Origin of the sequence: Ectobacillus sp. JY-23, assembly GCF_023022965.1 — a bacterium.
In the GTDB taxonomy this organism is placed as follows: Bacteria; Bacillota; Bacilli; order Bacillales; family Bacillaceae_G; genus Ectobacillus.
The window spans coordinates 374866-393912 of record NZ_CP095462.1 but is presented as its reverse complement, the minus strand read 5'-3'; the positions used below and the strand labels follow the sequence as shown (position 1 = coordinate 393912).

General features: G+C 39.4%; 22 protein-coding genes. 5 read left to right on the top strand and 17 right to left on the bottom strand.

Annotated elements, in window-relative coordinates; genetic code table 11:
- Window positions 1-15: 15 nt before the first annotated feature.
- The 8 genes from MUG87_RS02140 to MUG87_RS02105 all read right to left on the bottom strand — a co-directional run bounded on the left by MUG87_RS02140 (window position 16) and on the right by MUG87_RS02105 (window position 7645).
- Window positions 16-1554, bottom strand: coding sequence for an acyl-CoA carboxylase subunit beta (locus tag MUG87_RS02140; RefSeq protein WP_247085097.1), 1539 nt, complete (start codon window positions 1552-1554; stop codon window positions 16-18).
- Window positions 1555-1556: 2 nt separating this feature from the next.
- Window positions 1557-2345: an enoyl-CoA hydratase gene (locus tag MUG87_RS02135; RefSeq protein WP_247085095.1), complete on the bottom strand. Its 789-nt coding sequence runs from the start codon at window positions 2343-2345 to the stop codon at window positions 1557-1559.
- Window positions 2346-2350: 5 nt separating this feature from the next.
- Window positions 2351-3262, bottom strand: coding sequence for a hydroxymethylglutaryl-CoA lyase (locus tag MUG87_RS02130; protein ID WP_247085093.1), 912 nt, complete (start codon window positions 3260-3262; stop codon window positions 2351-2353).
- A gap of 11 nt (window positions 3263-3273) precedes the next feature.
- Window positions 3274-3486, bottom strand: coding sequence for an acetyl-CoA carboxylase biotin carboxyl carrier protein subunit (locus MUG87_RS02125; protein ID WP_247085091.1), 213 nt, complete (start codon window positions 3484-3486; stop codon window positions 3274-3276).
- Window positions 3487-3554: 68 nt separating this feature from the next.
- Window positions 3555-4892, bottom strand: a complete 1338-nt coding sequence (locus MUG87_RS02120; RefSeq protein WP_247085089.1) for an acetyl-CoA carboxylase biotin carboxylase subunit — start codon at window positions 4890-4892, stop codon at window positions 3555-3557.
- 12 nt (window positions 4893-4904) lie between these two features.
- On the bottom strand, window positions 4905-6050 hold the full coding sequence (locus MUG87_RS02115; protein ID WP_247085087.1) for an acyl-CoA dehydrogenase: 1146 nt from the start codon (window positions 6048-6050) through the stop codon (window positions 4905-4907).
- A gap of 207 nt (window positions 6051-6257) precedes the next feature.
- On the bottom strand, window positions 6258-7217 hold the full coding sequence (locus tag MUG87_RS02110; protein WP_247085085.1) for a YbgA family protein: 960 nt from the start codon (window positions 7215-7217) through the stop codon (window positions 6258-6260).
- A 155-nt stretch (window positions 7218-7372) separates the two neighbouring features.
- Window positions 7373-7645 (bottom strand): HU family DNA-binding protein, encoded by a 273-nt coding sequence (locus MUG87_RS02105; RefSeq protein ID WP_124564671.1) that lies wholly within the window; start codon window positions 7643-7645, stop codon window positions 7373-7375.
- A 407-nt stretch (window positions 7646-8052) separates the two neighbouring features.
- Between MUG87_RS02105 and MUG87_RS02100 the strand changes: the two genes are divergently transcribed.
- Complete coding sequence (locus MUG87_RS02100; protein ID WP_247085083.1) at window positions 8053-8247, top strand: cold-inducible protein YdjO-related protein; 195 nt, start codon at window positions 8053-8055, stop codon at window positions 8245-8247.
- A 328-nt stretch (window positions 8248-8575) separates the two neighbouring features.
- Window positions 8576-8869, top strand: a complete 294-nt coding sequence (locus tag MUG87_RS02095; RefSeq protein WP_247085081.1) for a DUF3817 domain-containing protein — start codon at window positions 8576-8578, stop codon at window positions 8867-8869.
- 95 nt (window positions 8870-8964) lie between these two features.
- On the opposite strand, the gene MUG87_RS02090 is transcribed toward MUG87_RS02095, so the two are convergent.
- The 4 genes from MUG87_RS02090 to MUG87_RS02075 all read right to left on the bottom strand — a co-directional run bounded on the left by MUG87_RS02090 (window position 8965) and on the right by MUG87_RS02075 (window position 14114).
- A complete protein-coding gene (locus MUG87_RS02090; protein WP_247087449.1) occupies window positions 8965-9543 on the bottom strand; it encodes a DUF4256 domain-containing protein in 579 nt (192 codons plus the stop codon).
- 85 nt (window positions 9544-9628) lie between these two features.
- Window positions 9629-12712 carry an AAA family ATPase gene (locus MUG87_RS02085; protein ID WP_247085079.1) on the bottom strand — a complete coding sequence of 1028 codons (3084 nt, stop codon included), beginning with the start codon at window positions 12710-12712 and terminating at the stop codon, window positions 9629-9631.
- Window positions 12709-13854, bottom strand: a complete 1146-nt coding sequence (locus MUG87_RS02080) for an exonuclease SbcCD subunit D (protein WP_247085078.1) — start codon at window positions 13852-13854, stop codon at window positions 12709-12711. Before MUG87_RS02080 ends, MUG87_RS02085 begins: the two co-directional genes overlap by 4 nt.
- A 20-nt stretch (window positions 13855-13874) precedes the next feature.
- Window positions 13875-14114, bottom strand: a complete 240-nt coding sequence (locus MUG87_RS02075) for a DUF2584 family protein (protein ID WP_247085076.1) — start codon at window positions 14112-14114, stop codon at window positions 13875-13877.
- 326 nt (window positions 14115-14440) lie between these two features.
- Here MUG87_RS02075 and MUG87_RS02070 point away from each other — a divergent pair, with 326 nt between their 5' ends.
- Window positions 14441-14755, top strand: a complete 315-nt coding sequence (locus MUG87_RS02070; RefSeq protein WP_247085074.1) for a thioredoxin family protein — start codon at window positions 14441-14443, stop codon at window positions 14753-14755.
- A gap of 225 nt (window positions 14756-14980) precedes the next feature.
- A complete protein-coding gene (locus MUG87_RS02065; RefSeq protein WP_247087447.1) occupies window positions 14981-15853 on the top strand; it encodes a cation diffusion facilitator family transporter in 873 nt (290 codons plus the stop codon).
- A 71-nt stretch (window positions 15854-15924) separates the two neighbouring features.
- Here MUG87_RS02065 and MUG87_RS02060 read toward each other — a convergent pair whose 3' ends face one another.
- The 5 genes from MUG87_RS02060 to MUG87_RS02040 all read right to left on the bottom strand — a co-directional run bounded on the left by MUG87_RS02060 (window position 15925) and on the right by MUG87_RS02040 (window position 18711).
- A complete protein-coding gene (locus MUG87_RS02060) occupies window positions 15925-16536 on the bottom strand; it encodes a phosphatase PAP2 family protein (protein ID WP_247085072.1) in 612 nt (203 codons plus the stop codon).
- Window positions 16537-16607: 71 nt separating this feature from the next.
- Window positions 16608-17372, bottom strand: coding sequence for a sporulation protein (locus MUG87_RS02055; protein ID WP_247085070.1), 765 nt, complete (start codon window positions 17370-17372; stop codon window positions 16608-16610).
- A 5-nt stretch (window positions 17373-17377) separates the two neighbouring features.
- Entirely contained in the window at window positions 17378-18166 is a 789-nt protein-coding gene (locus tag MUG87_RS02050) for a serine/threonine protein kinase (RefSeq protein WP_247087445.1), read from the bottom strand.
- 2 nt (window positions 18167-18168) lie between these two features.
- Window positions 18169-18357 (bottom strand): hypothetical protein, encoded by a 189-nt coding sequence (locus MUG87_RS02045; RefSeq protein ID WP_247085068.1) that lies wholly within the window; start codon window positions 18355-18357, stop codon window positions 18169-18171.
- Between the two features lie 180 nt (window positions 18358-18537).
- Window positions 18538-18711, bottom strand: coding sequence for a YozD family protein (locus tag MUG87_RS02040; protein ID WP_247085066.1), 174 nt, complete (start codon window positions 18709-18711; stop codon window positions 18538-18540).
- Window positions 18712-18865: 154 nt separating this feature from the next.
- Here MUG87_RS02040 and MUG87_RS02035 point away from each other — a divergent pair, with 154 nt between their 5' ends.
- The gene (locus tag MUG87_RS02035; protein WP_247085064.1) at window positions 18866-19042 is read left to right on the top strand and encodes a DUF3930 family protein; all 177 of its coding nucleotides are present in this window, start codon (window positions 18866-18868) and stop codon (window positions 19040-19042) included.
- Window positions 19043-19047 lie beyond the last annotated feature (5 nt).

The window sequence follows — 19047 nt, the reverse complement described above, 5'->3', positions numbered from 1 at the left end:
ATATGCAGGACTTTTTTACACTGGATAGACAGGGTGTTTTCTGTCTGTAAATATTTGATATTTACTACCGTATACATCGTAGCGTTCTGACAATTCTTGACGAAGCTTGTTTGGGTGTACAATTCCGTCAATGACCATCTCGGAAGCCAAATGATAAATATCAATATCTTTTTTATATTCTTCTCGTTTTTGCTCAATAAATCTTTGGCGGTCTTCCTCAGGTAATGCGGCGATTTTATTGGCATACACTGCATTGACCGCTGCTTCAGGCCCCATAACAGCGATAGATGCTGTCGGCAGAGCCAAACAGCAATCCGGTTCAAACGCAGGACCTGCCATCGCATATAAGCCGGCACCGTACGCTTTACGGACAATAACTGAAATTTTTGGTACCGTTGCTTCGCTCATCGCTGATATCATTTTTGCACCATGTCTAATAATACCAGCGCGTTCTACCTTTGTACCGATCATAAAGCCTGGTACATCCGCAAGAAACAAAAGTGGGATATGATACGCATCACAAAGATTGATAAACTTAGCAGCTTTATCAGCAGAATCGTGAAATAATACACCGCCTTTCATACGAGGTTGATTGGCTACAATCCCAACTGGCTTCCCATTGATACGCGCTAAACCAGTAATCAACTCTTGCGCAAACAACTTTTTAATCTCAAAGAATGAGCCCTCGTCAATGATGCGATAAATAAGATCCATCATATTAAACGGCGCATTTTGATTTTTAGGAATAATTTCTTCCAGTGTTTTATCAAAAGCTTTTGGTGCACTCGGCGTAACATGAGGTGCTGCTTCTAAATAATTCGTTGGAAAGTAGGAAAGATATGTACGCGCCAGCGATAGCGCTTCTTCCTCTGTTTTACATAATACATCACCACAACCGGATACTGAGCAATGCATACGCGCACCACCCATTTCTTCTAACGTCACCTTCTCACCAATGACCATTTCTGCCATACGAGGCGATCCCAAATACATAGAAGCGTTACCATCAACCATCATGACGATATCGCAAAATGCCGGAATATACGCACCGCCCGCTGCAGATGGACCAAACAGCAAGCAAATTTGCGGTACTTTACCTGATAACTTTACTTGGTTGTAGAAAATGCGACCAGCACCGCGGCGTCCAGGAAACATCTCTACCTGATCTGTAATGCGTGCACCGGCAGAATCCACTAAATATAAAAGTGGCACACGTAATTTCTCTGCCGTTTCTTGAATACGGAGAATTTTTTCAACTGTGCGCGCCCCCCAAGACCCTGCTTTTACAGTAGAATCGTTGGCCATCACACAGACCGTACGGCCATTGATTTTCCCAATAGCAGTTACAACGCCGTCGGCCGGTAAATCAGCACTGTCGCAGTTTGCATACAGCCCGTCTTCGGTGTAACTATCGTCAAATAAAAGAGCCAAACGTTCGCGAACAAACAATTTGCCTTTAGCTTTGTTTTGTTCGTGATATTTCTGTGCTCCTCCTGCTTTGATCAATTCTTCACGTTCTTCCAATGAAAGTTGCTTTTGTTCTTGGTCCAACATGCTCATTCCCCCCTGTATTCCGGTTTTCGCTTTTCTTTAAAGGCTTGTAGCCCTTCTAAACGATCTTTTGTACCAATTACACCCTCGTATGCTTGCCGTTCCATACGAAGTCCCGTGTGTAAATCAGCTTGTATCCCTTGTGATATCGCTTGTTTTGCCAATTGAACAGCAATAGGACCGTTTGCCGCAATAGAGGTTGCTATGTTGATACATATCTCTGTTAAAGATTCAGGTGATACACTATATTCTACAAGTCCGTACTCAAGCGCTTCGGCGGCTGAAATGCGACGGGCTGTAAAAATTAATTCCTTCGCACGGCCCAGCCCGATTAAACGAGGCAAGCGTTGCGTTCCGCCAGCACCAGGAATGATAGCAAGAGACGTTTCCGTAAGTCCAAGTGTCGCTGTATGAGAAGCAATCCGTATATCACAAGCTAGACTGAGCTCTGTGCCTCCTCCAAGTGCAACGCCGTTAATCGCAGCGACGACAGGTTGCGGCAGCTCTTCCACCATATTAATGGTAGAACGAATGAGTGCTACTGCTTCTCGCACTTCAACCTCATTCATACCAGCTCGCTCTTTTAAATCTGCTCCTGCGCAAAATGCTTTATTTCCAGCCCCTGTTACAATTACAGCACGAATATCCTTACTTTCTTTAATTTGCTGCAATACGTCTTGTAACTCTTGTAGCAGTGCGATAGAAAGTGCATTCGCTTGCTGAGGACGATTGAGCGTAACGCGAACAATATAAGGTGCAATAATTTCCATTTGTACATACTGCAACAAAAGCAATACCATCACCTACTTATCGTTTTTGGCTTTCCTGCTTGATACACTTGACTCGGAAGCGAAGTTTGTAACGTATCGGCAATAAAGCGACTCGCTTCAAATAGTTTATTTTCATTTATATTTGTCCTAATTCCCATTTGGTGCAGCATATGCACAACATCATTCGTTGCAACATTACCGGATGCACCCGGTGCGTATGGACAGCCTCCTAAACCGCCGCAGGAACTATCAAATACAGTAATACCAGCTTGTAAGGAAGTAAGTATATTAGGAAGTGCCATACCATATGTATTATGAAAATGCATGGCAAAGACTGAGGCCGGGAAATGCTTCAGCAGATGAGTTAACACAGACTCTACCTGCATCGGGTTCGCGACACCAATTGTATCACCAAGTGAAATTTCGTATACACCGGAAGCAAGCAAATCTTCACATAAGCGTTCTACCGCTGAAAATTCCACTCGTCCTTCATAAGGACAACCGAATACGGTAGATACATAGCCTCGCACCTTTTTACCAGCCAGTAGGCTTTGCGTTGTCACTTCTTTGATTGTCTGGAAAGCCTCAGAGATAGACTTGTTAATGTTTTTTTGGCTATGCGTCTCACTTGCTGATAAAAAGACATTGACTTCATCCGCTTCTGCAGCTAATGCACGCTCAAGACCGCGTTGATTCGGAACAAGCGCAGTATATATTACATCAGACTGTCGCTGTATACGATGAAACACATCCGTTGCATCCGATAAAGCTGGAATCCATTTAGGATGAACAAAGGATGATACCTCGATATATGTTAATCCTGTCTCAGACAACATATTAATCCATTGTACTTTATCCGCTGTAGCTACTATTTGTTTTTCGTTTTGCAGCCCATCTCGTGGACCGACTTCTTTGATTTGAACAGAAGCAGGGAGTTTCATCGACATGCCTCCTATTCTAATTCGGCTAACACATCGCCTTCATTCACAAAATCGCCTTCTTGTACTAATAATTTCACAATTGTTCCTGATTCTTCTGCCATAATTGGAATTTCCATTTTCATAGATTCTAAAATAACCACATCTTGTCCCTCTTCTACTGTATCTCCTACATTCACTACGATTTTCCATACGTTTCCTGCCATTGATGCATATACCTTTGTCATGGTCATTTCCTCCCTGAATATAAAATGAATATAATCGACTCAGCTGCGAGCACCTGAGTCGATCACCTTTATTTTTTCACAAGCTGCTGCGATACAAAGCTGGTTGTGTAAATTCCGCTTTGAAACACTTCATCTGCAAGTACACGGCGCAGCATTGGAATATTTGTTTTGATACCTTTAATTTTTGTTTCGGCAAGCGCCTCATCCAGTTTTTGTAGCGCTTCTTGGCGCGTAGCACCATGTACAACCACTTTGGCAATCATAGGATCATAAAAAGGGGTAATCATTACGTTATCCTGCAAAAAGTGATCAATGCGAACATGTTGCGGCAATTGCAGCGCTGTCACCTTTCCTGGGGAAGGGAAAAACGTATTTGGGTCTTCTGCATATATACGTGCTTCCATCGCATGACCATTTCTCGCAATTTCCTCTTGTTGATAACGAAGACGCTCACCTGACGCAATGCGGAGCTGTTGTTCTACTAAATCAAGACCTGTAATTTCTTCTGTTACTGGATGCTCGACCTGTAAGCGTGTATTCATTTCCAAAAAATAAAATTGTTGATTTTCGTCTACTAGAAACTCAATCGTACCGGCATTTTCATAACGAAGCGCTTTTGCAGCCTGTACCGCAACTTCTCCCATACGCTTACGTGTACTTTCTTGTAAAAACGGGGAAGGCGCTTCTTCGATTACCTTTTGGTTACGACGCTGTACAGAGCATTCACGCTCCCATAAATACACCGTATTCCCATCTGCATCAGCCAAGATCTGGATTTCGATGTGATGCGCATTGGTAATAAGCTTTTCCATGTACATTTCACCGTTACCAAAAAAGTTTTTTGCACGCGTTTGATTATTTACAAATGCCTGAACGAGCGTTTGCTCAGTTTCAATGACCTGCATACCGATACCGCCACCGCCGGCAGAGGCTTTTAACATGAGGGGGTATCCGATTGTATTCGCGATGACTTTTGCTTCTTCTACATCGGCAATCGCAGCTGTAATACCTGGTACAACAGGTACGCCAGCTTCTTGCATTGCCTTGCGAGACTCAATTTTGCTACCCATACGAGCAATCACATCAGCGGAAGGCCCGATAAATACAATGCCTTCTTCTGCACAGCGCCTTGCCAAGTTTGGATTTTCAGATAACAAACCATATCCTGGGTGAATAGCCTCTGCGTTTGTTTTTTTGGCAATCGCAATGATTTTTTCCAAATTCAAATAGCTTTCTTGCACACGAGAAGCTCCTAATAGATAAGCCTCGTTTGCCATCTGTACATGCAAAGCATCTTGATCGGCTTCTGAATACACCGCTACTGTTTCAATGCCAAGTCGTTTACATGTTTTCATAATACGAACGGCAATCTCACCGCGATTGGCAATTAATATTTTGGAAAACATAGCTATTCCTCCTTATCGGCAACCAAGTTGTCTCGCAATAACAAGACGTTGAATTTCGGAAGTACCTTCTCCAATTTCAAGCAGCTTCGCATCACGGATATAGCGCTCTACTTCGTACTCTTTCATGTAGCCATAGCCACCGTGGATTTGAACAGCTTGATTCGCGGCGCGACTTGCTGTTTCAGAAGCAAACAGCTTCGCCATTGCGGCTTCTTTAGCAAACGGTTTATTTTGATCTTTGAGCCAAGCTGCTTTATGTACCATATTACGCGCCAATTCGATCTCAGTTGCCATGTCTGCTAACTTAAACTGAATGGCCTGGAAGGAAGAGATCGGTTTGCCGAATTGTTTGCGTTCTTTTGCATAACTGAGCGCTCGCTCAAATGCAGCCTGCGCGATACCCACAGCAAGAGCTGCAATAGAAATGCGACCACCGTCCAGCGTGTATAAAAATTGTTTAAACCCTTTGCTTTCATCACCTAAAATATTCTCTCTCGGTACGCGAACATCTTCCAGTATAATTTCACATGTGTTAGATGCCCGAACACCCATCTTGTCATATGGACTTGAAATTTTTAATCCTTTTGTATCTGTAGGTACGATAAAGGCGGAAATTCGTTTCTTTCCGTTCTCATCTACACCATTGACAGCGGTTACAATAATGGTCTTAGCATATTCAGCGTTAGTAATCCAACACTTTTCCCCATTAATGACGTATTCATCTCCATCTAGTACTGCCTTAGTTTGTGTTCCGCCTGCATCAGACCCTGCATTAGGCTCTGTTAGACCAAAAGCACCCAACGTTTTCCCGGAAGCCATCGGAACCAAGTAGGTTCTCTTTTGTGCCTCTGTACCAAAGTAATAAATCGGCGAAGCTCCTAGAGAAATTGTTGCAGCATAACTCAAACCTGTTCCGCCGCAAGCACGGCCAATTTCTTCAACTGCAAGGGCGTAAGATACGGTATCCCCACCTGAGCCACCGTATTGTTCTGGAAACGGAATTCCTAAAAGGCCCAATTCTCCCATCTTTTGAAATGTTTCATAAGGGAACTCTCCTGTACGATCGTAATACACCGCTTTTGGTGCAATCTCTTTTTCTGCAAAATCACGAACCATCTCTTTAATCATTTGTTTTTCATTAGTAAGCGTAAACTCCATCCTGTCACACTCCTTCAGCATTTTTCGACATGCTTCATTTTGTGCTACATATAGGGCTTGATTGCATATAATGTATGTCGCTAAAACTATTTTGACAATTCTGTCATTAATTCTATTGTAAAGCATATTCTGTATCTATGCACAAAAAAAATCCTACATTGTTCTACAACAACACAGGATGTTTTTTGTCGAAATATGTAATACAATCTAATAATCTCTTCCTTTTCCTGAATCACTAATGTCTATTAAGTCTTCCGGATAGGGTTCAAAATATGTTTGCTGCTCTAAGTATTGTTCTTCGAATCGAATGGTCCAAGAACGCAGCAGTGCCAGTATACTACTAAGTGGTATTTTTTTCTTGCTGTACTTATCAAGAAGCAATAAAAAATGCTCCTTTTCCTCTTTGCGTAATTTATCTTTAAAATAACCAAAAATATGCTGACATACGTTTACATGAGATGTATAACGTGCCGCACGCTGAAACATGTCATAAAGCCCTTTTTCGTATGCAACAAACACCTCAGATACTGAAAACTGTTCATGGTTCGCGACAATTCGGCCAATCTCTTTTAATTTTGTTTGATTATACGCCATAAACAAATATTTGTTATCACTATGAAACTTGACTAATTTTTTCATATTTGGTTCGTGTTTTAATGCTTTAAATGCCGCAATCGTAAATAGTTTTGTGAAAAAATGTTCACGAATCGTAAAATTACGAAGTCGGCCCTCTTCTTCAACTGCAAGGTGAGAAAATCTCTCTAGAACAGCACCGCCAAACAAACCACTGCCTTTGCCTGCCGGTATCTTACCACCGGCATATATTTTCACATCGCGTGTACCACAGCTCGGAGAACGACTTTTTAAAATAAACCCGTCAGCCTCTATGGATGATAAGTAGTGTGCAGAAAATGACATCATCGCTTCTGTTACATCTTCACCAGTAGAAGGTTGTACAAGCTTTAAAATACCACCTTCTTCAACAATACGAATCGTTTCACGTGGTGTACCAAGCCCAATTTCTACTTCCGGGCACACGGGGATGAAATGAACGTGCGGCATAAGACTTTTAACGACTATATCAGAGATCACATCACCGTTATAACGGCATGCATCAAATTCCAAACATTTGCTGACGATAACTTTCGGCTTAGTGAACGTTCTCATAAATTCCTCCGTACTCTTAAAAGTGATGTAAATGAGATACAAAAAACTTTATGATCTTATTATATTCCCCCGGATACTTTGCAAGCAAATATATCATTATGTTAGCACCAAGAATATGAAAAACGCACCCATGCTGGATGCGTTTTTCGTATGTATTATTTTACCGCTTCTTTAAGCTCTTTTCCCGCTTTAAATGCTGGTGCTTTTGTCGCAGCAATTGTAATCTCTGCGCCCGTTTGTGGGTTGCGGCCTGTACGAGCTGCACGTTCGCGAACTTCAAAAGTTCCGAAACCAATCAACTGTACCTTTTCTCCTTGTGCCAATGCGTTTGTCACTGCTTCAAATACAGCATTTACAGCTGCAGACGCATCTTTTTGAGATAGTTCAGCTTTTGCTGCTACTTGTTTTACTAATTCTGTTTTGTTCATGTTTTTCACCTCTAATTAAACTGCTGATGCGGGTTTATTATACCTTACTCTCATATAATTATACAAGTCTTACACGTTATTTTCATATAAGATTTGCATGATAAAGTACAAGAAAAGGCAAATCATAGGAGAAGAGCGTCCCTTTACCATATTGAAATTTTCTAAAAATTGAAGTATAATATGCTATATCTCAGGCTTTTCCTGTTACATGTGAATGTTTCATTATATGACCGGGCATACTATACAAGGTGTAAGAGTACTGCTTCATGTAACGTATATTTTATGAAGTGATGCAAGAAACAACCGTAATCCTAAAGGGAAATGCGTGCCAAACCGTAAAGAAAGGCTGTTAACGGTGCAGTTAACAGCCTTTCTGTGTTTGACGTACCACATAAAGGAGTGATTGTATGCACTGGAACAAGAAAAAAGATGCTTTCCAGCAAGAAAAAAAACAAGAGGACGTTGCGGTATGGGAATGCGAATCTGATGACTGCCTTGGTTGGATGCGCAAGGAATTTTCCTTTACTGATGAACCAGATTGTCCTTTATGCGGTACGAAAATGCAAGACGGTACTCGTCTTCTTTATGTGTTGTCAGAGTGATAAAAAGCTCTTGCATATCGCAAGAGCTTTTTACTTCATTTTCGTTACCATGCATGCGGCATAATATATAACGTTTAAGATTGTTTACGTTTCTTCAACATGTGATAATACGTAAATAGTAAACACCCAACCGCTGACGCAGAACATACATATTGGAAAAACTTCAGCATAGTCGCCCTCCTTATAGAAGTGTTATCTATCATAGCATCTCACATTTTTATTCTCTTATTCTCTCGACGTGTAAGACACAATTTTGTAACAGTTCTATTCGTGTTATCGTCCATTTTTGTTTATAATAAAATATAATCATTATAAACTGGAGGTATATATGCTTACATCTGCTGTTGGACGCCTTCGTATCATCGGCTTTATTGAAGGTATTTCTTATTTGTTATTACTTGGAATCGCTATGCCTTTAAAATATTTGGCGGACATACCAATGGCTGTAACAATCGTAGGAGCTTTGCATGGCTTATTATTTGTGCTATTTATATTAGCATTGCTTCATGTTATGCTTATCCACCGTTGGTCTATTTTGAAAGGTTTTATGGCTTTTGTCTCCTCTATAATCCCATTCGGTACCTTTTATCTAGATGCACAATTAAAAAAGGAATACTTCTAAAAAAAGAGAGCATCTAATTTGCTCTCTTTTTAATTGCTATATGATAAACAAGGTGATGCAACGGACACAATAGATGATATCGACATGTATAAAATTTAGACCCTTAATAAGCCGCGAAACCCTCTAGAAGCATAGTAGGAATCTGCTCCATTATGATACACAAAGATATGATTGAAGCGATTATCGCAAAAAAGTGCACCACCAAGTTCTCTGATATCAGCTGGTGTCTGTATCCAACTCGACGTTTTCATATCGAAGTTTTCAAGTTCCTGTAACGCTCGATACTGTTCTTCAGTTAAAAGTTCTATCCCCATAGAAAGTGCCATATCAATCACATTATTTTCAGGTTTGTGCTTCTTTCTTGACTCTAATGCTTCGCGGTCATAACATAAACTTCTGCGTCCTTTAGGACTTTCAGTTGAACAATCACAAAAAATGTATTCTTCCTTGTTTTCGTCATAACCGATTACATCTGGCTCTCCACCTGTTTTTTCCATTTCATTAAGCGACCACAGTTTTTCCGCATTTACATCCAATTTTGCCCGGACTTTAACCCATTCAAAATCTTTATGACGACTCATGTTTTTCTCAAACCTTGTTTTCAATATTTCCAGTAATTGTTCCCTTTGTTCTTTTGCCAACTCTTTTTTATCACTGCTTGTATTTCTTGTTATCACACTAATCCCCCCTTGTTGTTTTAAAAATCCCAATAAGTTCGACATATACATAATCAAATTGGAATTCTCTAATACAGTCTTCTTATTTTAGAATAAACTTCGTTTTACTACTACCGTCATGAAGTTTACTTACTTCTAAGGAAGCCGGCAAAGCATTTTTTAATTCTTGTACGTGCGAAATGACACCGATCAGCCGACCGGATTGTTGCAAATCAATCAATGTATCAATTGCTTTTGTTAACGACTCCTCGTCAAGCGAGCCGAATCCTTCATCGATAAACATTGTTTCAATGGAAATGCCACCCTCATATACTTGAATCATATCAGCCATGCCAAGCGCGAGTGCCAGAGAGGCATTGAATTTTTCTCCCCCGGAAAATGTTTTTACATCGCGTGTTTGTCCAGTATAAGCATCATATACATCCAAGCCCAAACCACTTTGACGATTTCTTTTTTCAACACGTTCACTGCGCTTTAAGAAAAATTGCCCATTAGATAGTTTACGCAGCCGCTCATTTGCAGCTTGTACAATTTGTTCTAAATATTCAATGAGAATGTATCTCTCAAAGGATAGTCTGCTTTCGTTATCACCTTTTATCACTTCATATAAATCTACAAGCTCTTGATAAACCGCCTCTTCTTCTTGAATCGCATCGTTTATCTTTTGAATATGTGAATGCAAATCTGAAATGTGGGCTAGCGTGTGACGCAAAGATTGACGTTGTTCTGTCAGTTTTGTCAGAATTTGATTACCACATTCTATGTCAGTCTGCATCTCGTTCAATTCAGTGTATTGCTTACCGTTTAGTTGTTCTCTCAGTTCTTCTATACGCTTCTGTACAGCTGTTATATTCGCATAATAAGCTTGAATTTGCTGTCGCAATTCTTGTATCTGCATCTGTGACAACTTAGATCTTGTATAATCTTCTTGCGACGCAAATCCTGCTTTTTGCAATTGTGTTGAAAAAGCTTCTTGTTTTTCGGCTTGCTTCTTCATGGCTTTTTCGTATTCCATTTGCAGATTTTCATACATAGATTGAATACGTACCAAGTGTCCGGCGCTTTGTTCATACTGTTTTTGTACGTCCTGCCATATTTGTTCTGCTTCTTCGTGCGCTTGCTTGGCCTTCTCCATATGCTGATTCCACATAGCAAAAGATGTAATCCCATCTGGCAGTTTACTGCGATCATTCTCATACAACATACGCTGTTGCAACTCATCCATTTGTAAACGCTGTAATTCTGTTTCTATACTACGCTTTTCATCTGCAAGTTGCTTTTCCTTTACTTCCAAAGCTTCTATTTGAGGCTGTAACGTTTTACGAATCTGCTCCTTGTTTTGTAAATATTTTACATATGCGTCTAGTTCTTTTCCTCTCACAACAAGTTGTTCATAGGCTGTATCAAAATCTGTATATCCCTTGCTTCTTATGTCTTGCTGATATTCTGTATGCTGCGCCATGTATAATTCGTACGTATTCTTTGCTTCAATATAAGCAACCTCTGCTTCTTTTTGCTCTTCACGAAGTTGCTGTAAGCGCTGCTCGGCGACAGTCGTTTGCTGTGCTGATGCTTTATGAGGATGATGAGCACTCCCGCAAACCGGACAAGGAGAGCCAGCTTGCAGATGAAGTGCTAATTGCGCAGCTTGCTCCGCAATCCAACTTTGTTCCACCTCTTCGCATGCTTTTGTCGTTGCTAGGAAATCATCTTTTGCTTTTTGATACTTCGCTTTGCTTGCTGCTACAACGTCATTTAGTTTTTTATATTGTGTGAGTTGCTTTGCCTCTTCCCGTAGTGCATGCAATTCTGTTACTTTATCTATGTAGTCACGTAACTCTTCTTCTAGCTCTCGATATTGCTTTATAAGCAATTCCTTACTCTTTACTTCTTCAACTTCTTGCATTTCTATACACAACAAGCGGTTTTTTCCATTTTGGATTTCCTGTGTCATCTGTACAAGGGTCTTTTCTCTATCGAATAACGTTTGTACAATGAGTTCTAGTTCTTCTAATACACGTATATGTTGTTTTAATTCTTCACGAATTGGTTCCCGTTCTTTTTCTTCACGCAAACGGAAAGCCGCTTTCTCATATTGCTTTTGTATATGTGCATACTCTTCTTTTATCTGACGTAATTGTTCTTCTACCTGTTTGGTATATGTCCCGGCTTCTTCATAAGACTGTTCAAATGTTACAATACGAGCTGCTTCTTCACCGTTTCGTAGACGTTGTTCTTGTTCTTGCATAAATTCATTTTGTGTTGACAGTGTTGCCAATTCTGCTTCCTTTGTTCGAAGCATATCAAACCGTTCATTGTTGGATTGTGCTTGCTGAAAAAGGCGCTGCATATCATCTAATTTTTTCCGCTGCATAGTTTCTTCTTTTGTAATATGATTCAACTGTTTCTCGTAGAATTCATATTCTTCATGAAGTACATCAAGGATTTGATAACTATTATATTGCTCCTGCTGCTGTAGCTGCTCTAAAGCGCTGTCTGGTCTTACAGGTAATTGTTTTACGGTCCGAAAATAAATTTCACGCTCTTGTTGCTTTTCCTGTAACACATCTTTTAGTGCCTTGCGCTTTTCATCTAACTTATCTCGTATTCGTTTATAACGCTCCGTTTTAAAGATACGACGTAAAATCTCTTCTTTATTTTCCGTTTCAGAGGTTAGTAGTTTTCTAAACTCTCCTTGCGGCAGCATCACAATCTGACTGAATTGATGCTTTGTTAGCCCAATAATTTCCTCAATTTTGCGATTGACATCTGTAACATGAAAACGATCTACACATGGCACCAATCGATTTTCAATAATTTCATGTAACTCTACTGCAGCACCAGTAGCCGTCTTGTTTCCTTTTTTTCGATGGCCCATTTGACGCATCACTTCATACATTTTATCCTTGATTTGGAAAACCAATCTTACGCTGGTGTAGACATCATCTGTTGCAAAATGACTTCGAAGCATGTTCACATCACTTCGCTCTTCACCGCTTGCTTCTCCGTAAAGCGCATAACAAATCGCATCAAAAATAGTTGTTTTTCCAGCACCAGTGTTACCAGAAATAGAAAACAAGCGATGAGGGCCAAGCTCAGTGAAATCAATTGTTTCTTGTTTTTTATACGGACCAAATGCGGTCATAGTTAGTCGAATCGGCTTCACATTCGCTCCTCCTCATTCACTTTTTCTAATACTTGTATAAATAATTGACGCTGTGCTTCTGATAGCTCGTTCCCTTTCATTTCCTTAAAAAATGCTTGCAGTAGTGTTACGTCGTCCACTTTATGTTTTTGTACAGTTGTTTCATTAATAGCTGCTGTATACTGGGTGACTCGCTCGACATGCATCGCATTTGGATATACAGAACGAATTTTCTCCATGGGCTGCATAACAGGTGTAGCATCATACAATTGTACAAATACATAATCCTCGTTACGATCATGCTGTAAAATTTCATCTACAGTGCCTTTAACCGTTCTCATATCACGTCGTGGTATAAGCTCTCGTTTTGACAGCGTTACATCGCCAGATGCATCCAATTCGACAATATAAAAACCTTTGTTGTGTTTTTCTTCAGAAATAGAGTACTTCATAGGGGAGCCCGCATAGCGAATTCGTTCAGAGCGGACATAGTGACCTTGATGCAAGTGACCAAGTGCTGTATAGTGAAAGCCTTCAAAATATGCACTATTCACGTGTTCTGCTCCCCCAATGGCAAGTGGTCTTTCAGATTCACTTGTGTTTTCTTTTGCTTCTCCCGTTGCTGTAACAAAGGCATGTCCGACACACACATGACGCACATTTTGATTTTTTTGCTCATGAATATGACTAAGAAACATACGCATCGCATCATCGTGATTTCGTATATCTTCATTATCCAAAATACCACGTACAATACCGGGATCCGCATACGGAATTAAATGAAAATGCACTTCTCCATGTTCGTCTTTTAACACAACAGGCTCATGAGGATACTGTAAACGTCCCACAATGTAAAGTCCTTGTGACCGCATTAATTCACTTCCAAAATGAACGCGATCGGGACTGTCGTGATTACCTGCGATTGCTAAGACTGGTGTTTTCAAGTCAATTACAATGCGCTTTAAAGTTTGATTTAGCAAATCAACCGCTTCCGTTGGCGGAATAGCTCTGTCATATAAATCTCCTGCGATAATAACTGCATCGGGCTTCTCTTGCTCTACAGCTTCTATGAATTGATTCAGTATATACTTTTGCTCTTCGGTCATATACACGCCATGAATCAACTTTCCTAAATGCCAATCAGCAGTATGAAATAATTTCATTGCTTCTCATCTCCTTTCTATTAGTTAACGGAATGTAGAGATGTTAAGCGATACCATAAAATAGTCTGTCCTGCTTCCCAAGAAATCTTTTCGGGTACAGCTTGTCCAATTGGCTCTTTATCAAATTTCCAAAGTGTCATCATCTCTTGAAGCGGATACAAATGATAACCATCCAATTTCAACTCAAATATATTGTTAGCAATGTCAACTCGCGTCTCCTTATCATAAGTTACAATGTTCGTATGCATTTCAAATTTCATAATAACATCTCCTTTTTGTCTTTTCTTTTATAGTAAATGCTAAAGTCGTAATTTACAAGATAACCCAAGCCTTACACAGGTAGTAAAAATAATTTTCTTTTAAGAGTGGAAGCTGTGTAGCTGCGGGACTGAGTAAAAACATACAACTGTCCAATCATTCTTGTGCATTCGCACTTTATTTCTATTAGGAAATGCAAATGAAGCATATAGATAGTACGATTCTCTTTAGCGCTTAACGTTGTCTATAATATCTTGCACTTGTTGTTCAAATGTGCGGTATGGTAACATACACATAGCTGGTATTCACAAATAAGGAGAGAAGATACATGATTCCAATTAGTACTGAAGAACAATTTCGTGAAGTGATTGGCGGAGAGCAAGCTGTGGTTGTCAAATTTTATACAACATGGTGTCCAGATTGTGTGCGCATGGATAACTTTATTGGCGATGTGATGGAAGAATTCAATAAATTTCAATGGTATGACATCAACAAGGACGAATTTCCAGAAATCGCAGAAGAATATCAAGTAATGGGGATTCCGAGTTTACTTATTTTTCAGAACGGACAAAAATTAGGCCATCTACATAGCGCGAATGCTAAAACTGAAGCGCAAGTAACAGAGTTTTTAGAAGCATACTAATTTTATTTCTCGAAAAAGCGTTGCTTATGAGCAACGCTTTTTTTACATTTATGGACATACTACTAAGTAGCCCACATGATTAAAGTAGTTAGAAGTGTATTTTTGTATATGTGCAACAATCTTATCTTATGTTCAAAAAGCTATCTCCAAACAAAAATGTTTGTATAGACCCACTCAATATTGGTTTGATAAGCTATAGAAAGTGTTTAGGAGTGGAGTGATATGATGAATACCCTTTCTAGAAAAGCGCAATATGGTGCACTTATTAGCATCGGTGCTTACATATTTTTATCATTAACGAAAATTGGCTTTAGCTTTTTAACTTCATCCAGCGCTTTACGTGCGGATGGGTTAAATAATTTGACTGATATCGGTGCTTCTTTAGCAGTTTATATCGGTCTGCGTATTTCCAAAAAGCCTCGTGATCCAGATCATCCGTATGGTCATTCTCGCGCAGAGCAAATTGCATCTTTGGTTGCTTCATTTATTATGATGAGTGTAGGACTACAAGTTATTTTTCAGGCATCCAAATCGTTTTTTACAGAGCGAACGACCGCACCAGATCCCATCGCAGCAGGTATTTCCTTATGTTCTGCACTATTTATGTATATGATTTACAGATACAACCACAAGCTTGCGCATGAAACAAAAAGTAAATCACTTGAAGCAGCAGCTAAAGATAATTTTTCGGATGCGCTTGTTAGTATAGCAACAAGTGCTGGTATTGTTGCTTCGCAATTCGGCATGCCAATTATCGATCCCATTTTTGCCGTAGTTGTGGGGGTTGTAATTTGTAAAACAGCATGGGAAATCTTTTCCGAAACTTCGCATATGCTAACGGATGGTATTGATCCTAATCATATGAAAGAATTCAAAAAAACAGTCCAGTCCGTCGAAGGTGTTGTTACAGTTGTAGATATAAGAGCCAGAATGTACGGTAACGACACGTTTGTGGATGTTACAATTCAAGTCGACAGCAGGATGAAGGTTTGGGAAAGCCATTGTATTGCGGATGCTGTAGAAGAAAAACTATTTCATACACATGGTGTGGGAAATTCGCATGTGCATATTGAACCAAGCGATACATCAGTACATTAAAAAATCCCCTGCTAAGGGGATTTTTTATATGTTCAAAAGAAGTCTCTTTGCGCAAAGGATTGGTGAATCGTTCACTGTATAAATCGCTGATGGAATAAAATACATAATAATAACCAAGCAATCCCTGCTGCGCTGCCCGCTATAATATCAGTTGGGTAATGTACCCCAAGATACACGCGACTAATACTAATTGAGAGAATCATAAGCGTAGTGAACACGAGCAATATAGTTTTTTGCCACAAGCGCAATTGATGCTCTGTGATAATCAGATATGCTATAAATCCTAAAAATGCTGCAGCATTCATAGCGTGGCCACTTGGAAAACTATATCCTGTAGCAGTTGTTAAGGTGTGAATATCAGGTCTTGGTCTTTGATACCATAATTTGAGCACTTGGTTTAAATAACGAGATCCCCATAGATTAAACACCAAGAAACATATATTGAGAAGTTTTTTTCGGACAGCACAGTAAATAGATAGAATACATATTACAGGTACATACATACGAATAGATCCTACATAAGTCATACATTGAAAAAAATAAATACCCGGTCTGGTACGAAAGTGTTGGATATACGAGCTAATCACTGTATCAAACGTACCCAGTTTTGTATAGGACAGCGAAAGTACTATGAATAGAATGAGACAAACAATAAAAATAATGATTATACTTAATTTATTCATTTCTGCACCTCAAAATAACAAAATGGAGAGGAATTATAGTTTTCCTCTCCATTTGTGTTATTATGCGCAGTTTAACAATATTTTGAGATGGTTTCTTGTAAGATTTCTGCTAATGTAGGAATATCTGCAGGTTTTACCACAAGCTGAACATGCGTTTCATCTAAATCAAGGGCTTCTGAAAACAGACCTGCCAAGCCCCTCGCTTTGCGATCAATCTCCATAATTATTCTGAGCTCTTCATTGGACCTCGGAAACAGTAGCAATTCTAGCTCATCTAGCTTGCCTCTGAACATGCCATAAACTGGAATAAATTCAAGTTCTTGTGCAAATGGAATACGTTCTCGCAAACGAAATGGAATCTCTTTGCATTCTGTCTGACGTAAACGAAAACCAAGTTGCTCAGTAGCCTGAATGACGCCAGCTATAAGCGGATTTGGCAACACTTCAATAAAGTCTTTATCAGTTGGATCTACACTGCTACTAATATCAAGACCAGTATGAATCCAAACTTTACCGCTTCCAAATGTCACTGGTGTGTCCACTGGTAATAAAAAAGAAAACGGAATCGTCTTTTCCTCAGCAGGTACAATATCAATACGATCTGTTAAGCGATGCTTATAAAGTGCATGCACAGCTGTAACTTTTTTATCGTCTACTTCACGTATGTAAGAACCAAACACCGTCAGATAAATGCTATCAACTTGTTGCGGAACATTTCCGCCTTTCACATGAACTATTCCTCGTACTTCTTCTCCGGCAAAATACTTTTCTTTTTCTAAGATTGTGTCTACTTTTGCTGCTCCGATTCCAACACTTGCTAAAAACTTTTGCAACATGTTTCTCACTCCTTCAGCATGGATTGAATCTGATTACATAGCTCATCTATTTCTTCGTAAGGCTGTTCTATCTGTAGCATTCTTTTTATGATATGCTTGCCCTCTTTTGTTAGTATCAACTCTTCAAACCAAGGACGTTCTTGTTTCATTGTAGGCTTATATCCTGCATACAGTAAAAACAATAGGAAATGACCGAGTGCATAAAAGTCGCTTCGATAGTGCACTTCTCGCATAAGTTTTTTCTCATCAGTAAATGCTTTAGCCCGCTCATCTTGTTCTCCTATATAACGAGCCAAGCCAAAATCAATAATATGAACTTGCCCTGCGTGCCACAATAAATTGGGTGTTCGTAAATCGCGATGAACAATTCCTAAACGATGAAAGTAAGCTACCGTTTGTAAAATAGAGAGTAAAATAGTAAAAGCCTCATGCTCTGTGAATGTTTGTCCATGTTTAAAAATTAAATCTTCAAACGTAATACCTTGCACATAATCCATCGTAAAAAACAATTGTTTTCCCTGCGAAAAAGCTGTGTGTTTCTTCGGTATCAGCGGATGTTTAAGGCGTTCTAATATACTTTGCTCATACTGAAAAGATTTTCTTCCTGATGCAGTACGACGCTTGCTGGTTCTTAATTGTTTAACAACAATTTCTTTTTGTGTTTGTAAAGATACAGCAAGGTACGTAAAGCCATAGCTCCCCATACCAAGCGTACGCTTAATTTGATAATTATCCACAATGGAGCCTTGGCGAAGCGGTCTATCAAACCAAGCAGATAAATACTCCCAGTTAATCATTAACTGCTGAAGAAGCTCGATAAGAAGCTACTTTTATGCTTTTTCTTGTAATATCCATGACCATGATGACGGTGTGCATGACGATCGCTGCTGGAATAACGCTTATAGCTAGGTCGACGATGGTAATCACTGCTAGAATAACGCTTATGGCTATGACCTAGTAATGATTTTAAGATTTTTTTTAACACTTCTTTCACCTCTTTTTGAAAGATTCAGTTTTATTATAGCAAGAATTCAGATAACAGAATGTTACATTTTTATAACTAATTACGTGGTATGTCGATCATTGCAATACGCTACTATCATTATATAGACTATAAAGTCACAGATAAGTAAAGACGACGAGTTACCTCGCCGTCACTCTTCTATCATTCCTCATCAAAAATCTCATCAATCATGCATTTTTCTAAGAGATAGTCGAATGTGATGTCCGCTAACTCTTCCATTTCTTCAGGTGCAGGCACATACCCCCGCTGGACTAGCTGCTTGTAAAAAAACTCCGCAATCTCTTCTGTATCAATGACCACTTCGATTTCTTTCACATTCATCACCCCTTTATTTCTGTTTTATGAGAAAAAAAGAAAATTATGAACACTTATCCTATACATTTTTCGTATCTTTTTTCTATACGCGGGTCTATACCACATCGCATATTCATATGTATATAGTACAAGTTGCATGAAGGGGGATTTATATATGAAAAACGTAAAATATATGCAGACAGAAGAAAAGCCGCTTTTGACTAGTTGCGAAAGCGAGCAGTTCGACACTATAATGGACAAGCTAATTTCCATCTTACTTTTGTTTTTAACAATTGTGGGCATACCTTACACTGTGTATTTATTACTAGAGCTCATTTTGATTCATTTGTAAAATTC

What these genes read in the sequence shown, in the direction of transcription:
- MUG87_RS02140 (WP_247085097.1), bottom strand. Translation starts at nt 1,554, where the DNA reads ATGTTGGACCAAGAACAAAAGCAACTTTCATTGGAAGAACGTGAAGAA.
- MUG87_RS02120 (WP_247085089.1), bottom strand. Translation starts at nt 4,892, where the DNA reads ATGTTTTCCAAAATATTAATTGCCAATCGCGGTGAGATTGCCGTTCGT.
- MUG87_RS02055 (WP_247085070.1), bottom strand. Translation starts at nt 17,372, where the DNA reads ATGTTGCAAAAGTTTTTAGCAAGTGTTGGAATCGGAGCAGCAAAAGTA.
- MUG87_RS02100 (WP_247085083.1), top strand. Translation starts at nt 8,053, where the DNA reads ATGCACTGGAACAAGAAAAAAGATGCTTTCCAGCAAGAAAAAAAACAA.
- MUG87_RS02115 (WP_247085087.1), bottom strand. Translation starts at nt 6,050, where the DNA reads ATGGAGTTTACGCTTACTAATGAAAAACAAATGATTAAAGAGATGGTT.
- MUG87_RS02070 (WP_247085074.1), top strand. Translation starts at nt 14,441, where the DNA reads ATGATTCCAATTAGTACTGAAGAACAATTTCGTGAAGTGATTGGCGGA.
- MUG87_RS02125 (WP_247085091.1), bottom strand. Translation starts at nt 3,486, where the DNA reads ATGACAAAGGTATATGCATCAATGGCAGGAAACGTATGGAAAATCGTA.
- MUG87_RS02080 (WP_247085078.1), bottom strand. Translation starts at nt 13,854, where the DNA reads ATGAAATTATTTCATACTGCTGATTGGCATTTAGGAAAGTTGATTCAT.
- MUG87_RS02075 (WP_247085076.1), bottom strand. Translation starts at nt 14,114, where the DNA reads ATGAAATTTGAAATGCATACGAACATTGTAACTTATGATAAGGAGACG.
- MUG87_RS02060 (WP_247085072.1), bottom strand. Translation starts at nt 16,536, where the DNA reads ATGAATAAATTAAGTATAATCATTATTTTTATTGTTTGTCTCATTCTA.
- MUG87_RS02095 (WP_247085081.1), top strand. Translation starts at nt 8,576, where the DNA reads ATGCTTACATCTGCTGTTGGACGCCTTCGTATCATCGGCTTTATTGAA.
- MUG87_RS02035 (WP_247085064.1), top strand. Translation starts at nt 18,866, where the DNA reads ATGAAAAACGTAAAATATATGCAGACAGAAGAAAAGCCGCTTTTGACT.
- MUG87_RS02065 (WP_247087447.1), top strand. Translation starts at nt 14,981, where the DNA reads ATGAATACCCTTTCTAGAAAAGCGCAATATGGTGCACTTATTAGCATC.
- MUG87_RS02110 (WP_247085085.1), bottom strand. Translation starts at nt 7,217, where the DNA reads ATGAGAACGTTCACTAAGCCGAAAGTTATCGTCAGCAAATGTTTGGAA.
- MUG87_RS02130 (WP_247085093.1), bottom strand. Translation starts at nt 3,262, where the DNA reads ATGAAACTCCCTGCTTCTGTTCAAATCAAAGAAGTCGGTCCACGAGAT.
- MUG87_RS02105 (WP_124564671.1), bottom strand. Translation starts at nt 7,645, where the DNA reads ATGAACAAAACAGAATTAGTAAAACAAGTAGCAGCAAAAGCTGAACTA.